Raw genomic sequence first — 24875 nt, 5'->3', positions numbered from 1 at the left:
GCGTCGTGGGCGAGGGCTGCGCCGAGGGCGAGGGCTGCGCCGAGGGCGAGGGCTGCGCCGAGGGCGAGGGCTGCGCCGAGGGCGAGGGCTGCGCTGTGGGCGAGGTCGTGGCGACCGCGCCCCGCGTTGGCGACTCCCCCAGCGACTCGGGCCACCGGTCATCGTCGGTCGGGACGAGCGGTTCGCGCAGCTGGACGTTGACGTGGACCGGCCCCGGCTCGCCGACGTCCGGGGCACCCGTGGCGTGGTGCACCGCGGCTGCGGCGATCTCGCGCCACCGCTCCACCTCGCCGGTCGCACCTGCCGGTGCAGCCAGGTCGACCGACCAGCGCACGGCGTCGGCGAAGATCCCCGGCTGGACGGTGGTCTGGTTGGCGCCCGTCCCACGCAGCTCGACGGGCCGGTCCGCGGAGAGCACGACCAGTGGCACCACCCCGTGGTGCGCCTCGAGCACGGGAGGGTGGAGGTTGGCGACCGCCGTGCCCGACGTCGTCACCACCACCGCCGGCACCCGGGTCAGCTTGGCGAGCCCGAGTGCCAGGAACCCGGCTGATCGCTCGTCCACTCGTACGTGCAGCTGGATCCGGCCCGCACGCTCCGCCGCCCGCAGGGCGTAGGCCAACGGCGCCGATCTCGAGCCGGGACAGAGCACCGCGTGGCGGACCCCGCGTCGGACCAGCTCGTCCACCAGGACCGTCGCGAGCGCGGTGGACGGGTTCACGGGTCGGATTGTGCCACCAGCGGCGCCAGCTGCTCATGGGCGGACCCGCCTGACCACGTAGTCACGGATCACCGGCTCCCCGTGGGCCTCACCCGCGAAGAACGCCGCACTCGAGGAACGCCAGTCGACCACCGACGGGTCGGTCGCACGGTCGGCCAGGGAGGCGGTCTCGACGTACTCGCGCAGGTCATGGGTCTGGCTGGCCCTGTCGACACCGCCGTCGTGCGCGTCGCGGGTCACCGTCACCCAGGTCGCCCGGTCCGGGTTCGCCTGGCCATCGAGCCGCGGCACGGCGTCACGCGCGTGCTCCAGCGACAGGACGTGGACGGTCGGGGGCACCGGCATCCGGCCGACCGGCGACCCCATGGTGACGACATGGGTGACCTGCTGCCGGGCCGTGAACGACGGCGACGACGCGAGGCCCGCCGCCGCGATGCCGCCGAGGCTGTGCCCGACCAGCATCACGGGTCCGGGCTCGAGGACCCCCGACCGGCCGGCCAAGGGGTCCCCCGATGAGCGGGCGGCCGCGTCGACCTGGGCCTGCGCGAGGGCCTGCTGCACCGCGTCGGCGAGGACGGTGCCCTCCTGCGCCATCGAGCGCACGTCGGTGGTGAGGTCGAACGGCGTCTCGCCCGCGTGCGGGTCCCACTCCTGGGTGCCGCTGATCTCCACCACCCATGCAGACCCGTGCCGCTGCGGGACCTCGATGACGCGCACGTGCCCGGCGTACTCCTCGCCGTTGCCCACGTTGCCCTGGTCCTCGGCCAGGTCCCGGAGGCTGCGCGGGGGCCGTGCTCCCGACCGTGGCGACGGCTCCGCGGTGACCTGGGCGCGGCCCCTGTCGTCGAGCAGCCCCCAGACCGCCGCCGAGTCGGCCAGCGTCTGCACACCGCGCTCGTAGTCGCGATCGCGGCCGTCCACGGCGGAGGGGCCCGCGGTGGATGGGTCGCCGGGCTCCTCTGGACGCGGTCGACTGCGGACCAGGGGCGCCGTCACGGGGTTCGACCGCAGGCCCAGCACCAGGCCCTCCGCACCGCCGGCGACGTCGGCGATCTCCGGATGCTCGAAGACCGCGCGGTCGAGCAGCGTCGGGACGTCCACCCCGAGCGCGTCGAGAGTGAGGACCCCCACGAGCAGCTCGGGAACCAGCCGTCCTGCGGCGCACAGCACGGCGTCCTGGGAGCGCTCGACCGCGACGCTCACTGCGGCCTCACCAGCGCGGTACGTCTCCACGGCGGCCCGCACGGTCGCAGCGAGCTCGACCAGCGCCGCGACCTCCGCGCCGAGCCCGAGCGGGCCGGCCACCGCGAGCAGGGCCTCCTCGGCCACCGCCCCCGTCGCAGGGCTGAGCAGTGCGCCCGCCACCACGTCGGCGTCGGCCGCACCCCGGGCCACCAGACCCACGACCGCGGCGGCCTCCTGCGCCACCCAGGCCAGCACACGGGACGCCTGCGCGAGCGAGTCCAGCCCGACGCTCACGCCACCGGTGCCACCTCGGATCCGGAGGTCGACGGAGCCCCGGCCGTCGCCGTGGCCCGCCGTCACGGGGTGGCCCTCATCTGGCCGCCCTCATCGGGTAGCCCTCCAGCTGGCGGTCCTCATCGTCGGCCAGCCACCCGCGCCGCGACCCCGAGTGCCCTGGCCAGCTCCGACCTCGCCGCCGAGACCGCGTCGGCGTGCACCTCGACCAGCCGTGCCGCCGCATCGAGGTCCATCGCACAGCGCCGCAGCCCGTGCACCCGCTCGGCCACACGGGCCCGGAACAGGTGGGCCGCGGGCGACCTCCACGCCACGTCACCCGCGCCCAGCACGAGAGCGGCCAGGCCCCTCACGCGCTCGCCGTCGGCCCGCAGCCGAGCAGCCACCATCCTGATCTGTTCTGGGTCCCCCACCATGCCGCAAGGCTGTCGGGTCCGGCGTTCCCCACCGAACCGCCGCCGACCCGCCTGTGGAGCCACGGCCGCGAGGCCCGCGCCTGTGGACGGCCTAGCCCGCTACCAGTCCGGTGAGAGGGTCCCGGTCGGTCAGGCAGTAGCGGCGCCCGCTGGGGTCGGTGAGCACCGTCCAGACGGCCTCGACGCGCTCGACGGCGGCGCCGAGGGCGACGTGCCGCGCCGTCTCGGCCTCTCGGTCCAGACACGCGAAGTCCAGGTGCGCCCGCACGTCTCCGTCGCCTTCCACGAGCTGCTGCACGAGCAACCGCACCGGTATGCCGTCCGGCCGGCGCAGGCTCGCGAAGCCGGGGACGCTTCCGGTCCGGACCTCCCACCCCGTGAGCGCCGACCAGAAGTCGAGCTCGACGGCATACCCGGAGCTGGGGACGTCGAGGCAGACCTGGTCGAGCAGGGTCTGGGCTCCCGATCGCACCTGGCCGGCAGCTGACTCGTGCGGCCGCCACCTCGTCAGGCAGAAGACGAAACCACCGGGCGAGCGACACACGACCACGCCCAGCACTCCGTCGTCGTCGGGCACCTCGGCGAGCACCTCGGCACCGAGCCCGACCGCTTCGTCGCGCGCCGTCTCCAGGGGCTCCTGCACGTCGAGGTCGAGGTGCACGCCGCCGCGCCCACCGACCCGCTGCACCTTGACCCACGCCGAGCCGTCGGCGGGGAGCAGCGTGGCGAACTCCTCGCGGGCACCGCGCAGCGGCGAGACGACCGTCGCGGTCACCGAGCGCCAGTAGTCGACTGCCTCGCCGAACCCCTCTTCGGGGAGGTCGAGGAAGGCCCAGACCCAGCGGACCCTCATGACCCCTCCTCCGTCAGCAGCCCACCGAGGTCGGCGAGGAAGAGGGCCTGCGCCAGGGCTGTGCGCCGGAGCTCCTCGGGGTCGACGCTCTCGCCGGGGGCGTGGATGCGCGACGCTGGCTCCTCGACGCCCAGCAGCATGATCTCCGCGTCGGGCACCAGCTCGGCGAGGGCGGTGGCCAACGGGATCGAGCCGCCCTGGCCGGTGGTCACGGCGTCGCGACCAAAGGCCGTGCGCATGGCTCGCCGCATCGCGGCGTAGGCGGGCCCGTCGGTGCGGGCCCGAAAACCCTGCCCCAGCGAGACCGGCCTGATCTCGACGTCACCGTAGGGCGTGTGGGCACGCAGGTGTGCGACCAGGAGCTGCTGGGCGGCCGCCGCGTCGGTGTCGGCGGGCACCCTCAGGTTGACGACGGCGCGTGCCTCCCCCTGAGCCGCAGCCGTCACCTGGGAGATCGGCGGGCAGTCGATGGCGAGCACGGTGGCGGCGGGGCGGGCCCACAGGAGGTCTGCAACGGTGCCCGTGCCCGTCAGCGGCTCGACGCCGTCGAGCAGCCCTGCGTCGTCACGAAAACGGTTGGTGTCGAAGGGCGCTCCGTCCCACACGCCGTCGTGGTCGAGGCCATCGATGGTGGTCTCACCGTCGGCGCCGCGCAGGCTGGCAAGGGCGGTGAGCAGCGCCTGCAACGCATCCGGAGCCGGGCCGCCGTACATGCCGGAGTGCGCCTGGTGGGACATCGTCCGCACCGTCATCAGCACGCTGCCCGTGCCACGCAAGGAGGTCGTGAGAGTCGGGAGGCCGGCCTCGATGTTGCCGGTGTCGGCGAGGAGCAGGGCGTCGCACGCCACCAGGTCTGGCCGCGAGCGAGCAAGCGCCTCCATCCCGCCGCTCGACTGCTCCTCCGAGCCCTCGCAGACGACCGCGACCTCCACCGGCCACGCCCCGAGCACCTCCCTCAGCGCCCGGAGGGCGAGCACGCTGGCGACCAGGTTGCCCTTGCAGTCCGCGGATCCCCTTCCGTACCAACGGCCTCCGCGCTCGGTCAGCTCCCACGGCGGCGTCTGCCAGTCCTCTGGCGGGCCGACCGGCACCACGTCGTAGTGCGAGTAGAGGAGCACCGTCGGCGCCCCTGCCGGGCCGGCTGTGCGGCCGACCACGGCGAGCGAGCCATCCGGAGTGGGATGGGCCTGTATGCCGTCCACGCCGGCCCGCGTGAACAGCTCACCCACCAGCTCGGCCGCCGCCACGCACTCGCTCCGCGGCTCCATGGCCGGGTTGGCCACCGAGCGCAGCGCGACGAGACGCGCGAGGTCGTCGCGGGCCGACGGCATACCCGCGTCGACGGCCGCCGCGAGGCGCTCGGCGAGCGTGCCCTCGGTCACGGCACCAGGTCGTCGAGGTAGAGCGGCAGCATCTCCCACCACGTCGGCCAGTCGTGGTCGTAGCTGCTGCCCCAGTCGTCGACACGGTTGGGAATCCCCTTGCGTCCCAACGCATCCGCAGCCGCCCACGACTCCCCCACGTCCTCCCACCGACCGCTGCCCGAGGCCAGGATGACGTAGCGGTGGCGCAGCATCTCCAACGCGGGACCCTCCAGCCCGGGGAGGAACTGCAGCGGCGAGGAGAAGTACCAGTCCTCCGTGGTGTCGCCGCCGATGAACTGCTCGACGTGGTAGGTGCCGCTCATGCAGATCGCGGCGCCGAAGAGGTGCGGGTAGCGACAGATCATCGCGAACGCGTTGAACGCCCCGATCGAGGCGCCGGCGAGCACCACGGCCTGCGGGGAGCTGTCGGCGTGGATGGCCGGCACGACCTCCTCGGCGATCGCCTGGTGGTACTGGTTGAACAGCCACATCCGGTGCTCGGGCGAGCCCTCGTTGCGCTGGAGCGCCTGCCCCGCGGCACTGTCGCACGAGTAGACCTTGATGCGGCCGGCCTCGATCATCGGCGCCAGGGTGCCGACCAAGTGGTGGCGCTCGACCTCCTCGGCATCGCCGCCGGCGGTCGGGAACAGCAGCACTGGCACGCCGTAGTGGCCCCAGCGGACGAGCGAGAGGTCTCGCCCCATCCGCTCCGAGTGCCAGCGTTCGGTGACCTTCATGCCGTCCTCCATCTGGTCGGGTTCATCTACTCGTACACGAACTTCTGCGGCCCGGGGAACAACCACGACAACCCGTCGCGCAGGCGGTCGCGCCAGTCCTCCCAGTTGTGCCCGTCGCGCGCCTCGACGTACTTCACCGTCATGCCCGCGCCGCGGAAGACCTGCACCATCGACCGGTTGGGGGTGATCAGCGGTTCGTAGATGCCGCAGCTCATGAACAGCCGCTCGACCGGCGCGGTGGGCTTGGCGCGGTAGCGGTTGACGAACTTCACCACCGGGTCGAACGCCGGCCCGCCCCCGTGGTCGGTGCCGATGTCGGTGAAGACCAGCGACGCCGACTGCAGGAACAGCGAACCGAACAGGCCGGGGTAGCGCACCGCCGTCGACAGGGACGCGATCCCGCCGAAGCTCGATCCCATCAGGCACCGGCCCTCGGGGTCGTCGACCAGGGGCAGCCGCTCGGCCAGGGTGGGCAGCAGCTCGCGCGCGATGAACCGGGCGTGCGGCGCGTGGTTCGGGTACTCCCGCAGCCGGTCCCTCGGCGGGACGAACGCCGCGATGAGCGGTGCCACGTCGAGCCGATGGATGAGGTTGTCCAGCACCGTCTTCATCGCCGCGTAGTTGAGGTAGTCGTCGCCGTCGTGGACGACCAGCAGGGGGTAGCGCAGGGAGGCGTTGTACCGCGCCGGCAGGTAGAGCTTGACCGGCTGCTCGCGACGCAGCGCCTTCGAGCGGAAGGTGTCCTCGACGATCTCACCCGGACGGGCCTCCGGGTCGTGGTGCACCCAGTCGGGCACCTCGTAGCCGGTGGCAGCGCACACCGAGCTCGACCCCATCGGTGAGTGCGCGACCCGGGGGTTCAGCGGGTCGTTGAAGGTCTCGTAGCGGTCGCCGTAGCGGGCCTCGAGCTGGTACTCGACGCGGGACCCGCTGGGCAGCACCGTCGTCGCCGCCCACAGGTCGGTGTCCGGCAGCCGCTTCATCGGCAGCGGGTCGGGCAGGCCCACCACCCGGTGGCGCACGCGCACCTCCTCGGCCTCGCCGCGGAAGAGGAAGGTGGCCCGCTCCCCCTCGATGATGGGCGCGCCGTGCCGCGCGACGAACCGGTCGATCACCGCGTCGTCGACGGGCAGGCGCTCCCGGAGCCGGTTGATGACCAGGCGGCCCTCGCTCACGACCCGGCCCGCCTTTCGTTCGCTGGGGTCAGCCCGTTGGTCCCGAGCTCGTGGACCGCGCCGTCGATGCCGAGGATGCGTGCCCCGCGCGGTAGGCCGCCGCTCTCGGTGAGCTCGAGGGCGGTGCCGTCGTCGAGCAGCACGCAGTGCTGGTCGGTGAACCGCCTGGCCATCACGGCGCAGCGGTCCCGGTCGTCGAGCCGGAGCCGGCGCCGGGCGTGCGGCAGCGCCACGATGCCCTGCACCCGGCCCAGCCCGCGGTCGAACACCTCGGCCTCGGTGTTGCCCTCCGGACCGTGGTCGTGGAAGAGCACCACCCGCTCGGTCAGCGCCATCGCACCGGCCGACCAGGCGATCACCGGCACCTCGTCGGGGATCCGGATCGCGAAGAGCCGCAACGTGCGCAGCAAGGTGCCGACGTGCCCGCCGGTGAGCACCACCGCGGCCGACTGCCCGAGCAGGGCGGCGAGCTCGCCCCGGTGCCAGCCGATCACCCCGCTGGAGTCGATCGGCGACGCCTCGTCGAGGTCGGCATAGAGCCCCTTCAGCTGAGCGGCATACCACCGGTCGACGTGCCGGACGACCTCGATCGAGTCGTCCAGCGCCCCGTATGCCGAGGCCTCGCCGCGCGCGCGACCCTCGCCCTCGCGGGTGCGGCGCTGCACGGCATACACGCCGTCCATGACGTTCTGCAGGCGCAGGCGGTAGAGCGAGAGGAGGGCGTCGTGGCGGTCGCGGAAGGCGAGCGCGGCGCTGCCGAACACCTCGTCCTTGGTGATCACGTCGAGGCTGCGGTGGTAGAGCCGCAGGTGCCGGGTGTCGCCACCGAGCACCGTGTCGAGCTCGTCGACGACGTCTTCGCGCTCTTCCCAGCCCGCGTTGATCGTCGCGACGGGTCCGTCGACCCCGAGCGAACGCAGGGCGGTGCCGGCCGTGGTCATGAACCGTTGCGGCCCGAGGAGGACGGTGCGCATCAGGGGTCGGGACTAGCCCGCGTGGACGTGGATCGTGCGGCCCACGTCGTCGAGCATCCCGCGCAGGGTGTCGTAGTCGGGGTGCCGCATCCGCACGTAGGCGTTGGCCATGTAGCCGGCCTCGATCGGCTGGGTGTGGTGGCCCACGGGCGGGAAGTGGCCGTCGATGATCCACTGGCCGTGGCGCCCCTGGATCTCGTCGATGCCGCTGTAACCGGTGATGTGACCGTCGGCGTCGGGCCGCAGGGCGATGATGCCCGCGGCGTAGGGGCGGCGCATCGGTGACTCGGGGATCCCGTGGGTGATGATGTGGGCCCACTCGCGGTAGACGTCGACGTCGTTGCTCGCGGAGTAGAGGTCCCAGCACCCGACGCCCGGGGGGCGGCAGCCGATCTCGGAGAACTTCAGGCCCTTGGGGCCGTGGAACCACTCCATGTGGGTCGCGCTGGTGCCGATGCCGAGGGCCTCGATGACCTTGGCGCCCATCGCGGCCACCTCGGCGTAGAACGACGAGTCGGCCATCCGGTTGGTGGTCGCGAACTGCGGGGAGATCCAGCGGTTGCGCATCGCCTCGAGGACGTTGGGGTAGTAGTGCGTGGTCCAGTCGTGGACCACGCGCCCGTCCTTGGCGATGGTGTCGTAGAAGCCTTCGTGTCCCTCGACGAACTCCTCGATGGCGATCGAGGAGGCGCCGTGCGACCCGAACTCGGTGAGCGCGTGGGCCAGCTCGGCGTCGTTGTCGACCCGCATCGTGTCCTTGGCGCCGGCGCCGTCGCGCGGCTTGAGGATGAGCGGGTAGCCCACTGCCTCGGCGAAGGCCCACGCCTCGTGGGCGTGGTCGATGGCGGCGGAGGCTGCGGTGGGGACGCCCACCTCGCGCAGCGCCTGCTTCATCGACGGCTTGTCGCGACACAGCCACGTGGTGCGGACCGAGGTGCCGGGGATGCCGGTGGCCTCGCGCACCTGGGCGGCCACCATGGTGTGCGCCTCGACCGTGGCCTCGAGCCCGTCGACCCAGACCTTGGACTGGATGAACTGCACCGCCTCGGTCATCGCCCGCAGGTCGGTGACCGAGCCGACCTTGTAGTAGCCGCTCATCGCGCCGCGGAGCTCGTCGTCGAGGGTGTACTCGTCGGACTCCCCGATGCCGATGACATTGGCCCCGACCGAAGCGAGCGCGAGGGCGAACCGGCGCTGGTTGGCAGGGAACCCCGGCTCCACGAAGACGATGTTCACGGCCCCGACTCTAGCCACGCAGCTCGATCAGTGCGCGCGGCCCGCGGCGGTCAGGCCAGGACCGACCAGCAGCCGCGCACCCGCTCGGTCCACCAGGCGAGGCGGTCCGGTGACGCTGCCCACCGGGCGAGCAACGCCTCGTCGGCCGCCACGCGCCCGACCGGGAGCAGGCCCGCCCGGGGCAGGAGCGGTGACCCGGTCACGTCGCCGTCCAGGAGGGCCACGGTGCCCAACCCGCAGGCGAACGGCAGCTCCGGCAGCGCCGCCGCCAGCGCCACCCCGGCCGCCATGCCCACCGACGTGTCGAGCGCCGACGAGACCACGGCCGGGAGTCCGCAGTCGCCCACCACCTGCAGGGCGCGCGCCACCCCGCCGAGTGGTGCCACCTTCACGACGACCAGGTCGGCGGCCTCCTCCCGGGCCACGCGCACGGGGTCCTCGGCCTTGCGGATCGACTCGTCGGCGGCCACCAGCACGTCGGTCCCGCGGCGGGCCAGCGCGATGCGCAGCTCCCGCAGCTCGCTCACCTGCGCGCACGGCTGCTCCGCATACTCCAGCCCGTATGCCGCGAGGCGGCTCAGCGCGTCGGTCGCGTCACGCACCGACCACCCGCCGTTGGCGTCCACCCGGATCCGGCCACCGGGACCCAGGACGTCGCGGACCGCGGCCACGCGGCACACGTCGTCCTCGATCGTCTGCCCACGCTCGGCGACCTTGACCTTGGCGGTGGTCGCCCCGTCGAACCTGGCCAGCACCCCGGGCACCTCGGCGGCGGCGACCGCCGGGACCGTGGCGTTGACCGGGACGAGATCGCGCCGGGGCGCGGGCCACTGCCCCCAGCCGGCCTCGACCGCGGCAGCCAGCCACCGGGCGGACTCCGCCGGGTCGTACTCGAGGAAGGGCGAGAACTCCGCCCACCCCGAGGGGCCGTGCAGCAGGGCCGCCTCGCGCACCGTCACCCCACGGAAGCGGACCCGCAGGGGAATCGACACGACCCGCAACCCGGCCAGCAGCTCCTCGAGCGGGGGCAGCTCGGGTGGGGTCGGCGACGTCATGCGCCCATTGCAGCAGACGCGCCCGGACCGCTGGTGGCGACCCGGGCGCGATCCCCTGCGGTCAGTGGTCGTCGTGGGCGCTCAGCTGGTTGCGGATCTCACCCGCCGGGTAGAGCGTGCTGTGGACGTTGGCGTAGGTGGAGTCGGCGCGGATCGCGGCGAGCAGCTCGGAGAACTGGCCGGCCGTGATCCCCTGCGCCGCGGGACCGATGACGTCCGAGGAGTCGAGGACCCCGCTGACCTCACCCGGGTTGGTCGTCGGACAGGCCGGGGTGCCGGCCGGGCCGTTGCCGAGGTTGCTGCACAGGAAGACGCTGATCCCGCCCGTCTGCGACGGTGAGCCGAAGTGGATGTGCGACTGGGTGACGGTGCCCTCGAGGTTGGCGTAGCGCACCGTGTAGGCGATGGTGCCCGCCGCGGGGTCGACCCGCAGCCGGATCGAGCCCTGCCCGCTGGTCGACAGGGCCAGCGGGGTCTCGTGGAAGCCGCTGAGTCGCTCGGTGATGGTGAACGGTTCCTGGCTTCCGCCGCCGTCTGCCGACGCGACGGCCGCGAACGCCGCGACGCCCACGGCGCCGAGCCCCGCCGCGGTGGCGAGCACGCCCCACTGCTTGAGTGTTGTCATGCAGTCCTCCTGGACAGTTCTGTCGAGCGCCTCTCCCGGCCCGATCTCCCGGACGGTGCGCCGGGACGGGAATCCGTCCCGGTAGTTGCTACGAATCCCCCTCTGCAGGAGTTCATCGCCCCTGCCCGGGATCAGCCCGACCTCGACCCTGAACCGACCCGGCCTCCCGAATTGCCCATACTTGTCCAGCTGCAGACCACCACGCTGCACCCCCCGAACAGAAGGATGTGCCCCCGTGCCGACCCTCTCCGACTTCACCGCCACGACCCTGACCGGTGAGGAGCAGCCCCTGTCCGCGTATGCCGGCAAGGTCGCCCTCGTCGTCAACACCGCCAGCGAGTGTGGCTTCACTCCCCAGTTCGAGGGGCTGGAGAAGCTGTACGGGCAGTACGAGGAGCAGGGCCTGGTCGTGCTCGGCTTCCCCTGCAACCAGTTCGGTGGGCAGGAGCCGGGCGACGAGGCCCAGATCGGCGAGTTCTGCCAGCGCAACTACGGCGTGAGCTTCCCGATGTTCGCCAAGGTCGACGTGAACGGCGACGACGCCCACCCGGTCTTCGACTGGCTCAAGTCGGAGAAGGGCGGTCTCCTCGGCAGCAAGATCAAGTGGAACTTCACCAAGTTCCTCGTCGGCCGCGACGGCAAGGTCATCAAGCGCTACGGCTCGACCACCAAGCCCGAGGACATCGCCAAGGACCTCGAGGAAGCCCTCGCCGCCTAGCCCGGCGGGCCGACCGGCTCGAGCGCCGCGAGGACGCGCTGCCTGATCAGGAAACCCCTGAACCGGCTGACCAGGAGGTCAGCGGCGCCCAGCCGCCACGTGTCGGAGGAGCGGTAGGGGTGACCGAGGCCGACGTCCACGCCGTCCGGGCCAGCCACGGCATGGGCGAACCTGCGGGCGCGGTCGTGCGGGGAGGACCTCAGCCCCATGTGCCTCCACAGGGCGGACGACGTCAGGGCACGGCCCGGGCCGACCAGGTCGTTGGCCATGGCGACCGCATGGATCACCGCCCCTGCCGAGATGTCGTCGCGGTCGTGACCACGCAGCAGGGCGGGCTCGGCGGCCACGGCTCGCACCAGCAGACGTCGGCAGGCGGTGCGACCCTCGACCCCCAGCAGTGACAGCGCCACGGCGTCGATCCGGTCGGCGATCGCGGCCACTCGCTCGCGCAGGTCGCTCGGCACCAGACCCACGTCGAGCGGTTCGTCGGGCAGCGGCTCGGTGGTCAGTGCCTCCAGCTGGTCCGGCCCACCGACCAGCGAGCGCAACCAGGTGCGGGCCAGCTCGTGCCGCGGCTGCATCGGCACGTGCACCACCGTGGGTCGGGGCGGGCGGCGGGGCGTTCCCCGCCCCAGTTCGAGTGCGGCGCACTCGTAGCCACTGCCCTGGACGGGTCGCCGCACGGTGTCCACGACCTTGTCGTCCATCAGGACGACCATCGTGAAGTGACCGAGGTCGGGCCCGTATCCGCCACTGAACCCGTCATCGAACCCGTCATCGAAGTCGTCATCGAAGTCGTCGTCGAACCGGTCCTCCAACCGGTCCTCCAACCGGTCCGCTGACCCGGCGCCAGCCATCGGGCGCTCCTCCCAGCGATCGTCGGTGCTGCGTCGGCCGAACGGCAGCACCTCCGCCGCGCCGCCCCACTCCTCGCCGCCCCACTCCTCGCCGCCGTCGACATGGCTCATCTCTGCCCCCATCTGCCAGGGCGGCCCACCCCCGGGCCGCCTCTCTGGAAGAACCCTGACAGCCCCCGGTGACACTCCTGCTCACTTGTCCACAAGGGTGCCGGCGACCGCGCCGATCTCGCTTGCATCATGATGCACGCTGTGATGCACTGATGCGATGCGGACGACGATCACCATCGACGAGGGGCTCCTGCGAGAGGCGAAGATCCTGGCGGCACGCACCGATCGCACGGTGAGCAGCGTCCTCGAGCAGGCCCTCCGGGAGATGCTCGCGCGCCAGTCCGAGGCGGACGACCGACGCCGGAGGGACTTCACGCTGCCCAGCTATCACGGCGGCGGCTTCCTCGTCGACATCCTCGACAAGGAAGCCCTGGCCGACGCGTTGGGTGACAACGACCGACTGTGATCATCTTCGACGTCAACGTCTTCGTGACAGCCATGGACCTCGACGCCGATCGCCATCCGGTGGCGGACCGGGCCCTGGTCCGTGCGCTGACCGGCACCGAGCCCGTCGGGGTGATCGACGAGACCCTGACGGCGACGGTGCGCATCTGCACCAACCGGCGCATCAAGGCCCAGCCCGCGTCGACCGCGGAGGCACTGGCCTTCTGCGAGCGCATCCGATCGGCGCCCATGGCCGAGCGGGCGTGGGCAGGCGCCCCCGCGTGGCAGCGGTTCGTCGAGCTCGTCACGGCTCTTGAGCTGCAGGGCAACGACGTCACGGACGCGTGGCTGGCGGCCCAGGCCATCGAGCTCGGCGCGCACTTCATCACCTTCGACCGCGGCTTCCGACGGTTCCCGGGTCTCCACGTCACCGTCCTCGGCTGAGCCGCCACCACGGTGAGGCGTCCCGCGCGGGCCACCACGCGGCATACCTCGCCGGACGCTTGGCTAGGCTCGCGCAGGTGAGCGAGCAGCCTGTGGTGAGCCAGCCCTTCGACCCCGACGCGTGGGACACGGTGGAGGGTTTCGAGTTCACCGACATCACCTACCACCGGGCGCGCGAGGTGGGGGCGGTGCGGATCGCGTTCGACCGGCCCGAGGTGCTCAACGCGTTCCGACCCCACACCGTCGACGAGCTCTACCAGGCGCTCGACCACGCCCGGCGCACCCCGGACGTCGGCGTCGTGCTGCTGACGGGCAACGGCCCCGGCCCGGAGGGGTCGGGCAGCGCCGGCCAGTGGGCCTTCTGCTCGGGCGGCGACCAGCGGATCCGCGGGCGGTCGGGCTACCAGTACGCCGAAGGCGACACCGCGGAGACCGTCGACCAGCGCCGGGTCAAGGCCGAGGGCGGGCGCCTGCACATCCTCGAGGTGCAGCGGCTGATCCGCACCATGCCCAAGGTGGTCATCGCGGTCGTCGGCGGCTGGGCGGCCGGTGGCGGGCACTCGCTGCACGTGGTGTGCGACCTGACCATCGCCAGCCGGGAGTGCGCGCGGTTCAAGCAGACCGACGCCGACGTGGGTTCGTTCGACGGCGGGTACGGCTCGGCGTACCTGGCGAAGATGGTCGGCCAGAAGTTCGCCCGCGAGATCTTCTTCCTCGGCCGCACCTACTCCGCGGACGACATGCACCGGATGGGCGCGGTCAACCTCGTCAGCGCGCACGCCGAGCTCGAGTCCGACGCGCTGCAGGTCGCGCGCGAGATCATGGGCAAGAGCCCGCAGGCGCAGCGGATGCTCAAGTTCGCGTTCAACCTGCTCGACGACGGGTTGATGGGTCAGCAGGTGTTCGCCGGCGAGGCGACCCGCCTGGCCTACATGACCGACGAGGCCGTGGAGGGGCGCGACCAGTTCCTCGAGAAGCGCGACCCCGACTGGTCGCCCTACCCCTGGTACTTCTGAGCAGGCCTGCCCCGACGTGTTGCTGCCTGATGGTCATCGACCCCCGGATCCGGGCCTGCCGTGACGATCTGCGCGCAACACGTGCCGCAGCGTCAGCCGGAGCCGCCGAGGTCCACCTCGAAGGCTTCGTAGACCAGGTCGGCGCCCATCTGCCGGTGCCGCACCAACTGGCCCATCAGGGTCGTCACCTCCTCGCGGAAGGCCGGTAGGTCGGCGATCGTCCCCCCGTGCTCCAGCACCGCGAGGTAGCCGGCGATCGCCTCGGCGTAGCTCACGTGCTCGCCGGTCAGCCGGTCCACCGCCGAGATCAGCCGTGGCGCGCTGTGCCGCACCCCGTCGTAGATCCCGCCCGGCCGCTCGGTCAGGTCGATGTGGTCGCGGAAGTCGTGCGACAGCTCGGCCAGCGCCGCCCGCACCCGCTCGCGCCACGCGCCACCCCGGGCGATCGGGGAGGCGAGGGCTTCGTCCACGGCCGCGACCGAGTCGCGCAGCTCGCCGCGGTGGGCGCGCACCCGCTCGATGTATGCCGCGAAGTCGGCGTCCATGGCACCTCCCGATCCCATGGTCCCGCCGCGCGCGGGCGCCGTCCACCTGACGGCTAGCCTGACCACGTGACGTCGCTGCGACCGCTGGCCATCGCTGCCGGCCCGGACGCCGTGGCCGCGATCCCCGTGCTGGCTGCCGCACTGGCCGGCGACTTCGCCGTCCTCCCGTATGCCGCGTCGTCGCCACCACCGGTCGTGCCCGACGGCGCCGTCCCCGACGAGGGGACCGCCCTCGTGGTCGGCACCTCGGGCTCCACCGGTACCCCGAAGCTGGCGATGCTCCCGGCGGCCGCCCTGATCGCGAGCGCCGCTGCGACCCATGAGCGGCTCGGTGGCGCGGGCGCCTGGCTGCTCGCGATGCCGCCACACCACATCGCCGGCGTCCAGGTGCTGCTGCGGTGCGTCTCGGCCGGCACCGAGCCCGGGTTCGTCGACCTGTCGAACGGGTTCACCCCCGACGCCTTCGTCCGCGCGGCCACCGGTTTCCGGGCTGGCACGGCCACGCCCGGCGCTCGGCGCTACACCTCCCTGGTGCCCACCCAGCTCCTGCGGCTCCTCTCCGACGAGACCGCAACCGCCGCGCTGACCGGGTTCGACGCCGTGTTGGTCGGGGGCGCCGCCAGCCCGCCGGCCCTCCTGGCTCGAGCCCGGGGCGCCGGGGTCCGGGCCGTCACGACCTACGGCATGAGCGAGTCCTGCGGCGGTTGCGTCTACGACGGCGAGCCGTTGGACGGCACCACCGTCCGGGTCGCCGACGGCCGGGTGCTGCTCGGCGGAGCGACCCTGGCCACCGGCTACCTCGGCCGACCGGACCTGACCGCCGCGGCGTTCACCACCACCGACGACGGGACCCGGTGGTTCCGCACCGACGACGTCGGCCACCGCGACGGCGACGGCCGCTGGCACGTGGACGGCCGGCTCGACGACCTCATCACCACCGGCGGCCTCAAGGTCGCACCGCGCCTCGTCGAGGAGGCCCTGACCTCCCTGCCCGACATCGCCGAGGCCGTGGTGGTCGGGACGCCGGACCCCGACTGGGGCCAGGCCGTCAGCGCGGCCATCGTGCTCCACCCGACCTCCGGCGCATCCTCCGCGGCACCCACGGTGACCGGCCTGCGCGAGCAGCTGCGCGGCATACTCCCGTCGCACGCCCTGCCCCGCCGACTGCTGGTGCTGCCTGCGATCCCGGTGCGGGGGCCGGGCAAGCCGGACCGGCTGGCGGTCGCCGATCGGTTCGCCGCCGACGCGTGACACGATGGGGTCATGATCCGGCTGCTGCCCTGGCTGCTGACGATCGCGGTGACCGTCTACGCCGTGGTCGACTGCATCCAGACCGACGACGCGCAGGTCAGGGGCCTGCCCAAGGTGTTGTGGCTGTTGCTGATCCTGCTCTTCCCCATCGTCGGGGCGATCGCGTGGTTCATCGCCGGTCGACCGCAGCGCGGCGCACCCGGCCGCGGACCGGGTGGGGGGCCCGGGCGTGGGCCATCTCACCGACCGCCGCCCCCGCGTGGCCCCGACGACGACCCGGACTTCCTCCGTAGGCTCTGAACCACCTGCACCTGCCCGCACCACCGTCCGTCACAGATCACCGCGAGTGAGAACACCACCTCCATGGCCACCTTGAACCAGTGGATCGCCGGCGCGCGTCCGCGCACCCTCCCCGCCGCCATCGCCCCCGTCGTCGTGGGCACCGCAGCCGCCGACCTGCTGAACCGTGCCGACCTCGGGCTCGCGCTGCTGGCCCTGCTGGTGTCCGTCGGTCTGCAGATCGGCGTCAACTACGCCAACGACTACTCCGACGGCATCCGGGGCACCGACGGCGAGCGGGTGGGTCCGGTGCGGTTGGTGGGGCAGCACCTCGCCGACCCCGGCAACGTCAAGCTGATGGCGTTCGCGTTCTTCGGGTTCGCCGCGCTGGTCGGCCTGGCGCTGGTGGCCCTCAGCGAGGCCTGGGTGATGATCCCCCTCGGCGCGCTGGCGGTCCTCGCCGCCTGGAAGTACACCGGCGGCGACAACCCCTACGGCTACCGCGGGCTCGGCGAGGTCTACGTCTTCCTGTTCTTCGGCCTGATGGCCACCCTCGGCACCCTCTACACGCAGGCGAAGCAGCTCACCTGGGTGGGCGTCGCCGGCGCGGTGGGCATCGGCGCCATCGCCGCGGCGATCCTCGTGGTCAACAACCTGCGCGACATCCCCACCGACCGCGAGAGCGGCAAGCTGACCCTCGCGGTGCGGTTGGGCGACCGGGGCACGCGGTGGTGCTACGCCCTGCTCGTCCTCGTCGCCGTCGCGATGGTCGTCGCCGTGGCCCTCCAGCACCCGCTGGCCCTCATCACCCTGGTGTCGCTCGGGCTGCTCTGGAGGCCGCTGCAGACGCTCCGTTCGGGCGCCACCGGACGCGACCTCGTGCCCGTGCTGGCCGCGACCGGCCTCTTCGAGATCGGGTATGCCGTGCTCCTCGCCGCCGGGATCGCCCTCAGCAGCTGAGCGAACGCGCGGCGGTGGCGAGTCGGGTCAGCGGTACTCGACCGGACCGCCGCGCTCGTCCTCGGCGTCCTCGGCCGCTTCGTCGGCCCCACTCACCGCCGGCCGGCCCGCTTGCTTGGCCTCGGCCCGGCGCTCGATGCGGCGGGCCAGCTCGGCGGTGCTCTCCTCCCGGAACCGGGCCAGCACGAAGTAGGACAGCACCATCGAGATCAGCGCACTGAGGACGAGCAGCATCCACTGCTGGTCCTGGTGGCGCAGCCCGAGCAACCAGAGGAGCGACAGCACACCGAAGAAGATCAGCAGCCGCAGGACGGAGTAACGCAGCATCTACAGTCCCGAGTAGGAGTGCTGGCCGACGAAGAACACGTTCACGACGGCGAAGTTGACGATGATGCAGGCGTAGCCCGCCAGCGCGATGTAGCTCACGGTCTGGCGGCTGATGCCACTGGTCGCCCGCGAGTGCAGGTAGGCCGCGTAGACGACCCAGATGACGAAGGTCCAGACCTCCTTGGGGTCCCAGTTCCAGTAGGACGCCCACGCCTGACGGGCCCAGATGGCGCCGGCGATGAGGGTGAAGGTCCAGAGGGGGAACGCGACGATGTGCAGGCTGTAGGCGGTGCGCTCGATGGCCGGCGTCTCGGGGAACCGGTCGAGGACGCTGGCCCTGCCGGAGCGCTCGAAGGCGTCCTTGAGGAGGTAGACCACGCTCAGGGCGGCGCCGATCGTGAACACGGCGGTCGCGAGGGTCGCCACGGTGACGTGGATGACGAGCCAGTAGCTCCGCAAGGAGGGCATCAGCTCGGAGGCCTCGGTGTACCAGACCGCCACGGCCATGCCGAGGACGAGCAGCACCGGCCCGGTGATGAACAACCCGAGCCACCGCAGGTCACGCCGGGTGGACCAGATCGAGTAGGCCAGCACGGTGAACATCGAGCCCATGACGGCGAACTCGAACATGTTGCCGAGCGGCCAGCGGTGCACGGCCAGACCGCGCAGGACCACCGACATGAGCAGCAGGAAGCCGCCGAGCCAGGTCGTCGTCGAGGCGATGCCGGCCGCCTTGGCTGCGCGCGGAGAGAGCCCGACCGGGGCGGGCGCCTCGACCGGCACGGGGGCTCCTGCCCCCACCAGCTCGCGGTCACGGTCGGCCGCACCAGCGCGGAGCCGGTCGCGCGCGGGGAGCAACGCAGCCAGGTAGACCGCGTGGCACACCATGGCGATCGTGAAGACCGCCATCGCCGAGTAGAGGCTCAGGTTGGCGTAGCCGGCCAGGCTCTCGTTGGTCATCGTGCGTCCAATCTGCTGTCCAGCTCGGGCTCAGGGTCCTTCTCGGTGTCCACGTCGGGCTCGCGCTCCGGATCCGGTCCGGGGGCGAACCGGGTCCCCAGGTCGGCGACCAGCCGGTCCACCAGCTCCTGGAGCCCGTCGTCGTCGCCCTTGGCGAGGCCGCCGACGGACACCACGGTACGACCCGGCGCCGCGGCAGGCGAAACCCGCACGAACACCCGCCTGCGACGCACCACCAGCGAGCAGATCAGCCCGGCGAGGGCGAGCAGGGCGGCGGCCAGCGTGACGAACTTGCCCGGGTCGTGACGGATCGACAACCCGGCGAACCTCTGCACGCCGTCGAAGCTGATGCTGCCCCGTCCATCGGGCAGCTGGTAGGTCTGCCCCGGCTCGAGCCAGATGCGCAGCGGGTCGCCCTTGGCGTTCCTCAGCTGGGTCATCTTCGCGGTGTCGAGCAGGTAGACCGACTGCGGTCGACCGCCCGGGAAGAGCTCACCCTCGTAGACAGTGAGGGCCAGGGCCGGCTTCTTGGCGTCCGGGAAGACCGAGATCGGCCCGAGCTCCTTGTCGATGGTGGCGGTCGGCAGGAACAGTCCGGAGAACCCGAGCTGCTTGGGCTGCGCCCCCGTCACCTTCACGACCCCGACGGACTTGTAGTTGTTGTCCTGGGCCAGGAACGGCGTCGGCGCGCTGTAGACCTTGTCGCCCTTGGCGTCGCGCACCGTGATGACCGGGGCGTAGCCGTTGCCGAGGAGGAAGACACCGGCGCCGTCCATCTCGAGCGGGTGGTTCACCTTGATGGTCGACTGCTTCGCGGGCGCCGACGGAGTGGCGTGGGTGGTGACGTGGGCGGTGAAGTCCCGCGGCGAGCCGAACTGCCCGCGACCGGTGACGTTCTCCTCGAAGGTCGCGTCGAGCTGGTCGACCGTGAGCTCGAACGGCGAGAGGCTGTCGGGGTTCACCCACGGTCCGGGGCTGAACGTGTCATACCGCGCGAGGGTGTTGGCGAAGGACTGGCCGACGGGGATGATCACGTCGCCCTTCCAGCCGAACAGGTGCCCGATCGCGACCCCCACGATGACGAAGATCAGCGACAGGTGGAAGACGAGGTTTCCGGTCTCCTTGAGGTAGCCCTTCTCCCCGCTGAGGGACGCGTCGTCGTGCGAGACGAGACGGAACCGCTTGGCGCGCAACAGCTCCCGCGAAGCCGCCACGACCTCCCGCTGGCTCGCGGCGAGCTCGATCGTGCCCCCGGCAGGCAGCCGCGAAGGTCGGGCCGGTGCCCTGGGCGGCGTCGAGCGCATCGTCTTCCAGTGCACCTTGCTGCGGGGCAGGACGCAGCCGACCAGCGAGATGAACAGCAGCAGGTAGATGGCGGCGAACCACGGTGACGCGTAGACCTCGAAGAAGCCGAGGCGGTCGAGCCACGGGCCGGCCTTGGGGTGGTTGGCGATGTAGTCGGCCGTGCGGGCCGCGTCGATGCTGCGCTGCGGCCAGATCGACCCCGGCAACGCGCCGACGGCGAGCAGCAGCAGGAGGAATAGCGCAGTGCGCATGCTGGTGAGCTGGCGCCACATCCAGCGCAGCCAGCCGATCCGGCCCAGCGTCGGCTGGGTGATGGTCTCCGCCATGTCAGATCACCGTCTGGAAGCCGTTGACGAGCGTGGTCTGCAGGTGGCGCGTCAGCGAGTCCCAGAGCCCGGTGACCAGCAGGACGCCGACGACGAAGAGCAGCGCGCCGCCGAACAGCTGTATGCCGCGCTGCCGGCTCCGCAGGAACGCCGAGACCCGTCCGAAGCGCTCGTAGCCCGCGGCGATCAGCAGGAAGGGCACGCCCAGCCCGAGGGAGTAGAGCAGGGCCAGCACGACCCCACGGGTCACCGCCGACCCGTTCCCGGAGGCGGTCGCGAGCACCTGCACCGCCCCGAGCGTGGGGCCGGTGCACGGCGCCCAGCCCAGGCCGAAGACCGCGCCGAGCAGCGGCGCTCCCGCGAGCCCGGACGCCGGGCGGCGGTGCAGCTTCAGCTCGCGCTGCGACCCGGCGCCGACGAACACCAGGGCCATCAGGATCACCACGACGCCGCCGACCCGCATGAGCAGGTCGCGGTGCTCGATGAGGGCGGAGCCCACCCCGGCGATGATCACCGTGGTCGTCATGAAGACGACCGTGAACCCGAGCACGAAGAGCAGGGCGCCCAGTACCATGCGGTGACGCTTGCGGTCGGCGAGCGACTCGTCGGACAGTCCGGTGACGTAGCCGAGGAACCCCGGCACCAGGGGCAGGACGCAGGGCGACGCGAACGACACCATGCCGGCGACCAGGGCCACCGCCATCGCCACCGGCAGGGCACCGGAGGTCACGGCGTTCGCGGCATCAGCAGTCATCGGGTCGCGTTCTACTGCTCGGCCAGGACGTCGTCGACGAGACCGGTGAGCGTCGACGTGCTGACGGTCCCGCTGACCCGCGCGGCGATCCGGCCCTGGCGGTCGAGCACCAGCGTCGTCGGCGGCGAGGTCACCTTGCCCTGTAGGGAGAGGATGGTCCTGCCGCTGGGGTCGTCGAGCGAGGGGAAGGGGATGCCCCACCGAGCCGCCGTGGCCCGACCGGAGTCGGGGTTGTCGCGGTAGTTGATGCCCATGAAGACCACCGGCTTGTCACCCGCGGTCAGCTTCTCGGCCGCTGCCTTCAGGTCGGGCGCCTCCGACTCGCACGGCGGGCACCACGACGCCCACAGGTTGAGCACCGCCACCTTGCCCACGGCCTCCTGCGACGACCACTGCTTGTCGTCGAGTGTGGTGCCGGTCAGGGCGATCGGCTTCTTGCGCTGGCTGACGGCGATGGTCTCGATGGCCCCGTCGCCCGAGATGTAGCCCTGGCGGTTGCCCGACTTCGCTTGTGCCGCAATGGAGTTCGGGTCATCGCTGCAGGCAGCCAGGGCCACGAGCAGGAGGGGGGCGGCGAGCAGAGCCGCGGCCCGCGGCATACGTCGTCCGAGCCTCACCCCGTGCCCCCCATGGACTGGGCGAGGAGCGAGGCAGCCGGCTCCGAGTAGGTGATCGACTCGAGGTCGTCGCCGACGTAGGTGAGGGTGGTCAGCGAGGCCAGGCGGCACTCCCGCTTGCGGGGGTCGTGCCAGAGCCGCTTGCCCATCAGGGCGTTGCGGACGGTCCAGATCGGGAGCTGGTGCGACACGATCACCGCCTCGTGGCCGCGGGCGGCGGCTCGGGCGTCGGCGATGGCCGCCGACATGCGCGCGGCGATCTCGGCGTAGGCCTCGCCCCAGGACGGACGCAGCGGGTTGACCAGCTTGGACCAGTGGGAGGGGTGCACGAAGTCGAGCGGCTTCATGGCACCCACGAGCTGGCCCTCGAAGGCGTTGGCCGCCTCGATGACCCGGTCGTCGGTGGTGATCGGCAGCCCGTGGGCCTCCGCGACGGGGGTGGCCGTCTCCTGTGCGCGCAGCAGCGAGGACGCCACGACGTGGGTGACGTCGTGGTCGGCGAGGTGGTCGGCGACGGTGCGGGCCATCTCGTGACCGAGGTCGGACAGGTGGTAGCCGTCGAGGCGTCCGTAGAGGACGCCCTCGGGGTTGTGCACCTCGCCGTGGCGCATGAGGTGCACCACGGTGCGGTCGGCTTGGCTGGTCACGAGTCGATTGTCGCAAACGCCTCTGCGGCCGCCGACGCCGCGGCCGGGATGGCCGCGAGCACCCGGTCGACCGCCGCCTCGTCGTGGGCCCCGCTGACGAACCACGACTCGAACGCGCTCGGCGGGAGGTAGACGCCGTGGCTCAGCATGGAGTGGAAGAACGCGGCGTAGGCCGGCACGTGCTGCGCCCTCGCCTCGTCGTAGTCGCGCACCGCGCCGGCACGGAAGAACACGCTGAACATGCTGCCGGCCCGCTGGATGACGTGGGGCACGCCGGCCGCGCCGAGGTGCTCGTGCAGCCCTGCGGTGAGCGCGTCCGCGACCTCGTCGAGGCGGGCGTAGAGGCTCGGCGTGCACAGCTGGAGGGTGGCCAGACCGGCAGCGGTCGCGACGGGGTTCCCGGACAAGGTGCCCGCCTGGTAGACCGGCCCGACGGGGGCGAGCAGCGCCATCACATCGGCGCGCCCACCGAAGGCCGCGGCGGGAAAGCCGCCACCCATCACCTTCCCGAAGGTGAACAGGTCCGGTGCGCCCGCGGCATACCCGTGCTCACCGGCCTCGAGGCCGAACCACCCCGCCTCGCTGCAGCGGAAGCCGGTCATCACCTCGTCGGAGATGAGGAGGGCGCCGTGGGCGGCGGTGATGCGTCGCAGTCCTTCGGTGAAGCCCGGCGCGGGTGGCACGACGCCCATGTTGCCCGGCGACGCCTCGGTGATCAGGGCAGCGATCTCACCACCCCGCTCGGCGAAGGCGGCCTCCACCGCGGCGAGGTCGTTGAAGGGCAGGACGATCGTCTCGGCGGCCATCTCCTTCGGCACGCCGGCCGAGTCGGGCAGCGCGAAGGTCGCCACGCCAGAGCCGGCCTGGGCCAGGAGCGAGTCGACGTGCCCGTGGTAGCAGCCGGCGAACTTCACGACGAGGGAGCGCCCGGTGTAGCCGCGGGCGAGGCGGATGGCGCTCATCGTCGCCTCGGTGCCGCTCGACACGAGCCGCACCTGCTCGACGGGCTCGACCCGGCGGACGATCTCCTCCCCCAGCGCCACCTCGTTCTCGCTGGGCGTCCCGAAGGAGAAACCACGGGCCGCGGCCTCCAGAACGGCGCGCTGCACCTGCGGGTGACCGTGCCCGAGGATCATCGGACCCCACGAGCAGACCAGGTCGACGTACTCGCGACCATCGGCGTCGGTGAGGTAGGGGCCCTCACCGGACACCATGAACCGCGGCGTCCCACCGACGGCACGGAAGGCGCGGACCGGCGAGTTCACGCCCCCCGGCGTCACCGCCAGGGCCCGCTCGAGGAGGGCCTGCGAGGCCGGGGCGTCATACGGGTATGCCGTCATCGGGCCACTCGTGGCGTCAGTCATGGGTGTCATTGTCCCAGCCGCACCTGAGTGCTCCCGCCGGGGGCGGGGCAGTCAGGACCGGGGCACACCCTGCGCCGCGGGCTGCGCCTCGTGGGCCTTGGCCTCGCGCGCCACGGCCGGGTGCTCGCCGTCGTCGCCGCCGGGCGCCAAGGCGGCGCGGATCGCATCCATCGCCTCGCCCAGGGCCTGGAACAGCGGAGCGGGCACGGGGTCGATGACGGCCCGCCTGACGCTGGCGACGTGCACCCTCGCCATGTCCTGCACGGCCTGCCAGCCACGGTCGGTGAGCACCAGTTCGACGCCACGCTTGTCGTCGAGGCAGGACTCGCGCACGACCCAGCCACGCTTCTCCAGCCTGGTGGCGGTGTGGGTGAGACGGCTCCGGGACTGCACCACCAGGTCGGCCAGGCTCGACATGCGCAGCCGGCGCCGGGGGCTCTCGGAGAGCATCGAGATGATCTCGTACTCCGTCAGCTGCACCCCGTGGGACTGCAGGTCGCGGTCGAGGGCCTCCTCGATCAGGCGGCTCCCCCGCAGATAGGCACGCCAGGCCCGCTGCTGGTCCTCGCTGAGCCACTGCGGCTCACCCGGTGGGGTGCTCATGAGCAGGAAGTATGACAGGTGGACGGTTAGTTGAAATATAAATGATGTCTGGTACGTTCGAAGGGATCAAGCGGATGGGACCGTCCCGGACGCAGACACCCCCCACAGGAGATTCTCATGGCAAGCATCAACGACCTTCCCGCCGGCACCTGGACCGTGGACGCCTCGCACAGCGAGATCGGCTTCGTGGCCCGTCACCTCATGGTCACCAAGGTCCGTGGCCAGTTCAAGGAGTTCGAGGGCACCGTCAAGGTCGGCGACGACATCACCGACTCGCAGGTCACCGCCGTGGCGCAGATCGCCTCCGTCGACACCGGTTCCGCGGACCGCGACACCCACCTCAAGTCCGGCGACTTCTTCGACGCCGAGGCCAACCCCACCATGAGCTTCACCTCCACCGAGGTCACCCCCGACTCCCTCACCGGCGACCTGACCATCAAGGGCGTCACCAAGCCGGTCACCTTCGACCTGGAGTTCACCGGCCTGGCCACCGACCCGTGGGGCAACGAGAAGGCCGGCTTCGAGGCCACCGCCGACATCAACCGCAAGGACTGGGGCCTGGAGTGGAACGTCGCCCTCGAGGGTGGCGGCGTGCTCGTCTCCGAGAAGGTCAAGCTCAACCTGGACATCCAGCTCACCAAGGCTGCCTGACCAGCACGCAGCTGCACAGACGGACGAAGGGCCGGTTCGGGGGAACCGGCCCTTCGTCATGTCCGCGTCTCCCTCCCCCCGCCTTCGTCCTGCAACCTGAGCGCCCCAGGGGGCGCTCAGG

29 protein-coding genes are annotated in these 24875 nt (G+C 72.0%); 8 read left to right on the top strand and 21 right to left on the bottom strand.

All coding sequences use genetic code 11. The annotated features are described in order from the left end of the window. From menD to AC1DX8_RS20085, 11 genes are all read right to left on the bottom strand, one after another. The coding region (gene menD / locus AC1DX8_RS20135; RefSeq protein ID WP_477631734.1) for a 2-succinyl-5-enolpyruvyl-6-hydroxy-3-cyclohexene-1-carboxylic-acid synthase at positions 1 to 721 on the bottom strand (721 nt) is incomplete at its 3' end. Between the two features lie 33 nt (positions 722 to 754). Further along, positions 755 to 2266: a PGAP1-like alpha/beta domain-containing protein gene (locus tag AC1DX8_RS20130; RefSeq protein WP_477631733.1), complete on the bottom strand. Its 1512-nt coding sequence runs from the start codon at positions 2264 to 2266 to the stop codon at positions 755 to 757. 53 nt (positions 2267 to 2319) lie between these two features. Then, positions 2320 to 2616: a hypothetical protein gene (locus AC1DX8_RS20125; protein ID WP_477631732.1), complete on the bottom strand. Its 297-nt coding sequence runs from the start codon at positions 2614 to 2616 to the stop codon at positions 2320 to 2322. 91 nt (positions 2617 to 2707) lie between these two features. Further along, entirely contained in the window at positions 2708 to 3469 is a 762-nt protein-coding gene (locus AC1DX8_RS20120; RefSeq protein ID WP_477631731.1) for a VOC family protein, read from the bottom strand. Further along, a complete protein-coding gene (locus AC1DX8_RS20115; RefSeq protein ID WP_477631730.1) occupies positions 3466 to 4851 on the bottom strand; it encodes a M20/M25/M40 family metallo-hydrolase in 1386 nt (461 codons plus the stop codon). The genes AC1DX8_RS20120 and AC1DX8_RS20115 overlap by 4 nt, the downstream gene beginning before the upstream one ends. Continuing rightward, a complete protein-coding gene (locus AC1DX8_RS20110; RefSeq protein WP_477631729.1) occupies positions 4848 to 5570 on the bottom strand; it encodes an esterase family protein in 723 nt (240 codons plus the stop codon). The genes AC1DX8_RS20115 and AC1DX8_RS20110 overlap by 4 nt, the downstream gene beginning before the upstream one ends. 26 nt (positions 5571 to 5596) lie before the next feature. Then, the gene (locus AC1DX8_RS20105) at positions 5597 to 6745 is read right to left on the bottom strand and encodes an alpha/beta hydrolase-fold protein (protein WP_477631728.1); all 1149 of its coding nucleotides are present in this window, start codon (positions 6743 to 6745) and stop codon (positions 5597 to 5599) included. Further along, complete coding sequence (locus tag AC1DX8_RS20100; protein ID WP_477631727.1) at positions 6742 to 7719, bottom strand: type 1 glutamine amidotransferase family protein; 978 nt, start codon at positions 7717 to 7719, stop codon at positions 6742 to 6744. The genes AC1DX8_RS20105 and AC1DX8_RS20100 overlap by 4 nt, the downstream gene beginning before the upstream one ends. Positions 7720 to 7731: 12 nt before the next feature. Next, positions 7732 to 8955, bottom strand: coding sequence for an ATP-grasp domain-containing protein (locus AC1DX8_RS20095; protein WP_477631726.1), 1224 nt, complete (start codon positions 8953 to 8955; stop codon positions 7732 to 7734). A 50-nt stretch (positions 8956 to 9005) separates the two neighbouring features. Next, positions 9006 to 10010, bottom strand: a complete 1005-nt coding sequence (locus AC1DX8_RS20090; RefSeq protein WP_477631725.1) for an o-succinylbenzoate synthase — start codon at positions 10008 to 10010, stop codon at positions 9006 to 9008. Between the two features lie 61 nt (positions 10011 to 10071). Further along, positions 10072 to 10635, bottom strand: a complete 564-nt coding sequence (locus AC1DX8_RS20085; RefSeq protein WP_477631724.1) for a CHRD domain-containing protein — start codon at positions 10633 to 10635, stop codon at positions 10072 to 10074. A gap of 235 nt (positions 10636 to 10870) precedes the next feature. Between AC1DX8_RS20085 and AC1DX8_RS20080 the strand changes: the two genes are divergently transcribed. Then, positions 10871 to 11353, top strand: coding sequence for a glutathione peroxidase (locus tag AC1DX8_RS20080; protein ID WP_477631723.1), 483 nt, complete (start codon positions 10871 to 10873; stop codon positions 11351 to 11353). Here the strand turns inward: AC1DX8_RS20080 and AC1DX8_RS20075 are convergent. Beyond that, on the bottom strand, positions 11350 to 12321 hold the full coding sequence (locus tag AC1DX8_RS20075; RefSeq protein ID WP_477631722.1) for a hypothetical protein: 972 nt from the start codon (positions 12319 to 12321) through the stop codon (positions 11350 to 11352). The two genes, AC1DX8_RS20080 and AC1DX8_RS20075, sit on opposite strands and share 4 nt — an antisense overlap. Positions 12322 to 12478: 157 nt before the next feature. Between AC1DX8_RS20075 and AC1DX8_RS20070 the strand changes: the two genes are divergently transcribed. The 3 genes from AC1DX8_RS20070 (at position 12479) to AC1DX8_RS20060 (ending at position 14165) form a co-directional block, all read left to right on the top strand. Next, positions 12479 to 12727, top strand: a complete 249-nt coding sequence (locus AC1DX8_RS20070) for a CopG family ribbon-helix-helix protein (protein ID WP_477631721.1) — start codon at positions 12479 to 12481, stop codon at positions 12725 to 12727. After that, positions 12724 to 13149, top strand: coding sequence for a TA system VapC family ribonuclease toxin (locus AC1DX8_RS20065; protein WP_477631720.1), 426 nt, complete (start codon positions 12724 to 12726; stop codon positions 13147 to 13149). The genes AC1DX8_RS20070 and AC1DX8_RS20065 overlap by 4 nt, the downstream gene beginning before the upstream one ends. Before the next feature lie 77 nt (positions 13150 to 13226). Continuing rightward, on the top strand, positions 13227 to 14165 hold the full coding sequence (locus tag AC1DX8_RS20060; RefSeq protein ID WP_477631719.1) for a 1,4-dihydroxy-2-naphthoyl-CoA synthase: 939 nt from the start codon (positions 13227 to 13229) through the stop codon (positions 14163 to 14165). A 92-nt stretch (positions 14166 to 14257) separates the two neighbouring features. Here AC1DX8_RS20060 and AC1DX8_RS20055 read toward each other — a convergent pair whose 3' ends face one another. Beyond that, a complete protein-coding gene (locus tag AC1DX8_RS20055; RefSeq protein WP_477631718.1) occupies positions 14258 to 14710 on the bottom strand; it encodes a hypothetical protein in 453 nt (150 codons plus the stop codon). 66 nt (positions 14711 to 14776) lie between these two features. Here AC1DX8_RS20055 and menE point away from each other — a divergent pair, with 66 nt between their 5' ends. The 3 genes from menE to AC1DX8_RS20040 all read left to right on the top strand — a co-directional run bounded on the left by menE (position 14777) and on the right by AC1DX8_RS20040 (position 17200). Further along, positions 14777 to 15961, top strand: coding sequence for an o-succinylbenzoate--CoA ligase (gene menE / locus AC1DX8_RS20050; protein ID WP_477631717.1), 1185 nt, complete (start codon positions 14777 to 14779; stop codon positions 15959 to 15961). 12 nt (positions 15962 to 15973) lie between these two features. Further along, the gene (locus AC1DX8_RS20045; protein WP_477631716.1) at positions 15974 to 16261 is read left to right on the top strand and encodes a PLDc N-terminal domain-containing protein; all 288 of its coding nucleotides are present in this window, start codon (positions 15974 to 15976) and stop codon (positions 16259 to 16261) included. A gap of 63 nt (positions 16262 to 16324) precedes the next feature. Next, positions 16325 to 17200, top strand: coding sequence for a 1,4-dihydroxy-2-naphthoate polyprenyltransferase (locus AC1DX8_RS20040; protein ID WP_477631715.1), 876 nt, complete (start codon positions 16325 to 16327; stop codon positions 17198 to 17200). Positions 17201 to 17227: 27 nt separating this feature from the next. Here the strand turns inward: AC1DX8_RS20040 and AC1DX8_RS20035 are convergent, their stop codons facing one another. From AC1DX8_RS20035 to AC1DX8_RS20000, 8 genes are read right to left on the bottom strand one after another with little or no spacing between them, the layout of a single operon-like run. After that, positions 17228 to 17527 (bottom strand): DUF4229 domain-containing protein, encoded by a 300-nt coding sequence (locus AC1DX8_RS20035; protein WP_477631714.1) that lies wholly within the window; start codon positions 17525 to 17527, stop codon positions 17228 to 17230. Next, entirely contained in the window at positions 17528 to 18487 is a 960-nt protein-coding gene (ccsB, locus tag AC1DX8_RS20030) for a c-type cytochrome biogenesis protein CcsB (protein ID WP_477631713.1), read from the bottom strand. After that, the gene (gene resB / locus AC1DX8_RS20025; protein WP_477631712.1) at positions 18484 to 20118 is read right to left on the bottom strand and encodes a cytochrome c biogenesis protein ResB; all 1635 of its coding nucleotides are present in this window, start codon (positions 20116 to 20118) and stop codon (positions 18484 to 18486) included. The genes ccsB and resB overlap by 4 nt, the downstream gene beginning before the upstream one ends. 1 nt (position 20119) lies before the next feature. Then, positions 20120 to 20872 carry a cytochrome c biogenesis CcdA family protein gene (locus tag AC1DX8_RS20020; RefSeq protein ID WP_477631711.1) on the bottom strand — a complete coding sequence of 251 codons (753 nt, stop codon included), beginning with the start codon at positions 20870 to 20872 and terminating at the stop codon, positions 20120 to 20122. Positions 20873 to 20883: 11 nt separating this feature from the next. Next, entirely contained in the window at positions 20884 to 21489 is a 606-nt protein-coding gene (locus AC1DX8_RS20015; protein ID WP_477631710.1) for a TlpA family protein disulfide reductase, read from the bottom strand. Next, positions 21486 to 22136: a histidine phosphatase family protein gene (locus AC1DX8_RS20010; protein ID WP_477631709.1), complete on the bottom strand. Its 651-nt coding sequence runs from the start codon at positions 22134 to 22136 to the stop codon at positions 21486 to 21488. The genes AC1DX8_RS20015 and AC1DX8_RS20010 overlap by 4 nt, the downstream gene beginning before the upstream one ends. Next, entirely contained in the window at positions 22133 to 23500 is a 1368-nt protein-coding gene (hemL, locus tag AC1DX8_RS20005) for a glutamate-1-semialdehyde 2,1-aminomutase (RefSeq protein ID WP_477631708.1), read from the bottom strand. The genes AC1DX8_RS20010 and hemL overlap by 4 nt, the downstream gene beginning before the upstream one ends. A 51-nt stretch (positions 23501 to 23551) precedes the next feature. Further along, a complete protein-coding gene (locus AC1DX8_RS20000; protein ID WP_477631707.1) occupies positions 23552 to 24103 on the bottom strand; it encodes a MarR family winged helix-turn-helix transcriptional regulator in 552 nt (183 codons plus the stop codon). A 117-nt stretch (positions 24104 to 24220) separates the two neighbouring features. Between AC1DX8_RS20000 and AC1DX8_RS19995 the strand changes: the two genes are divergently transcribed. After that, a complete protein-coding gene (locus AC1DX8_RS19995; protein ID WP_477631706.1) occupies positions 24221 to 24754 on the top strand; it encodes a YceI family protein in 534 nt (177 codons plus the stop codon). Positions 24755 to 24875 lie beyond the last annotated feature (121 nt).

It is taken from the genome of Pedococcus sp. P2_A3, from assembly GCF_056405035.1.
Note: the sequence above shows the minus strand (reverse complement) of the source record. Positions and strands in the feature narration are given on the sequence as shown.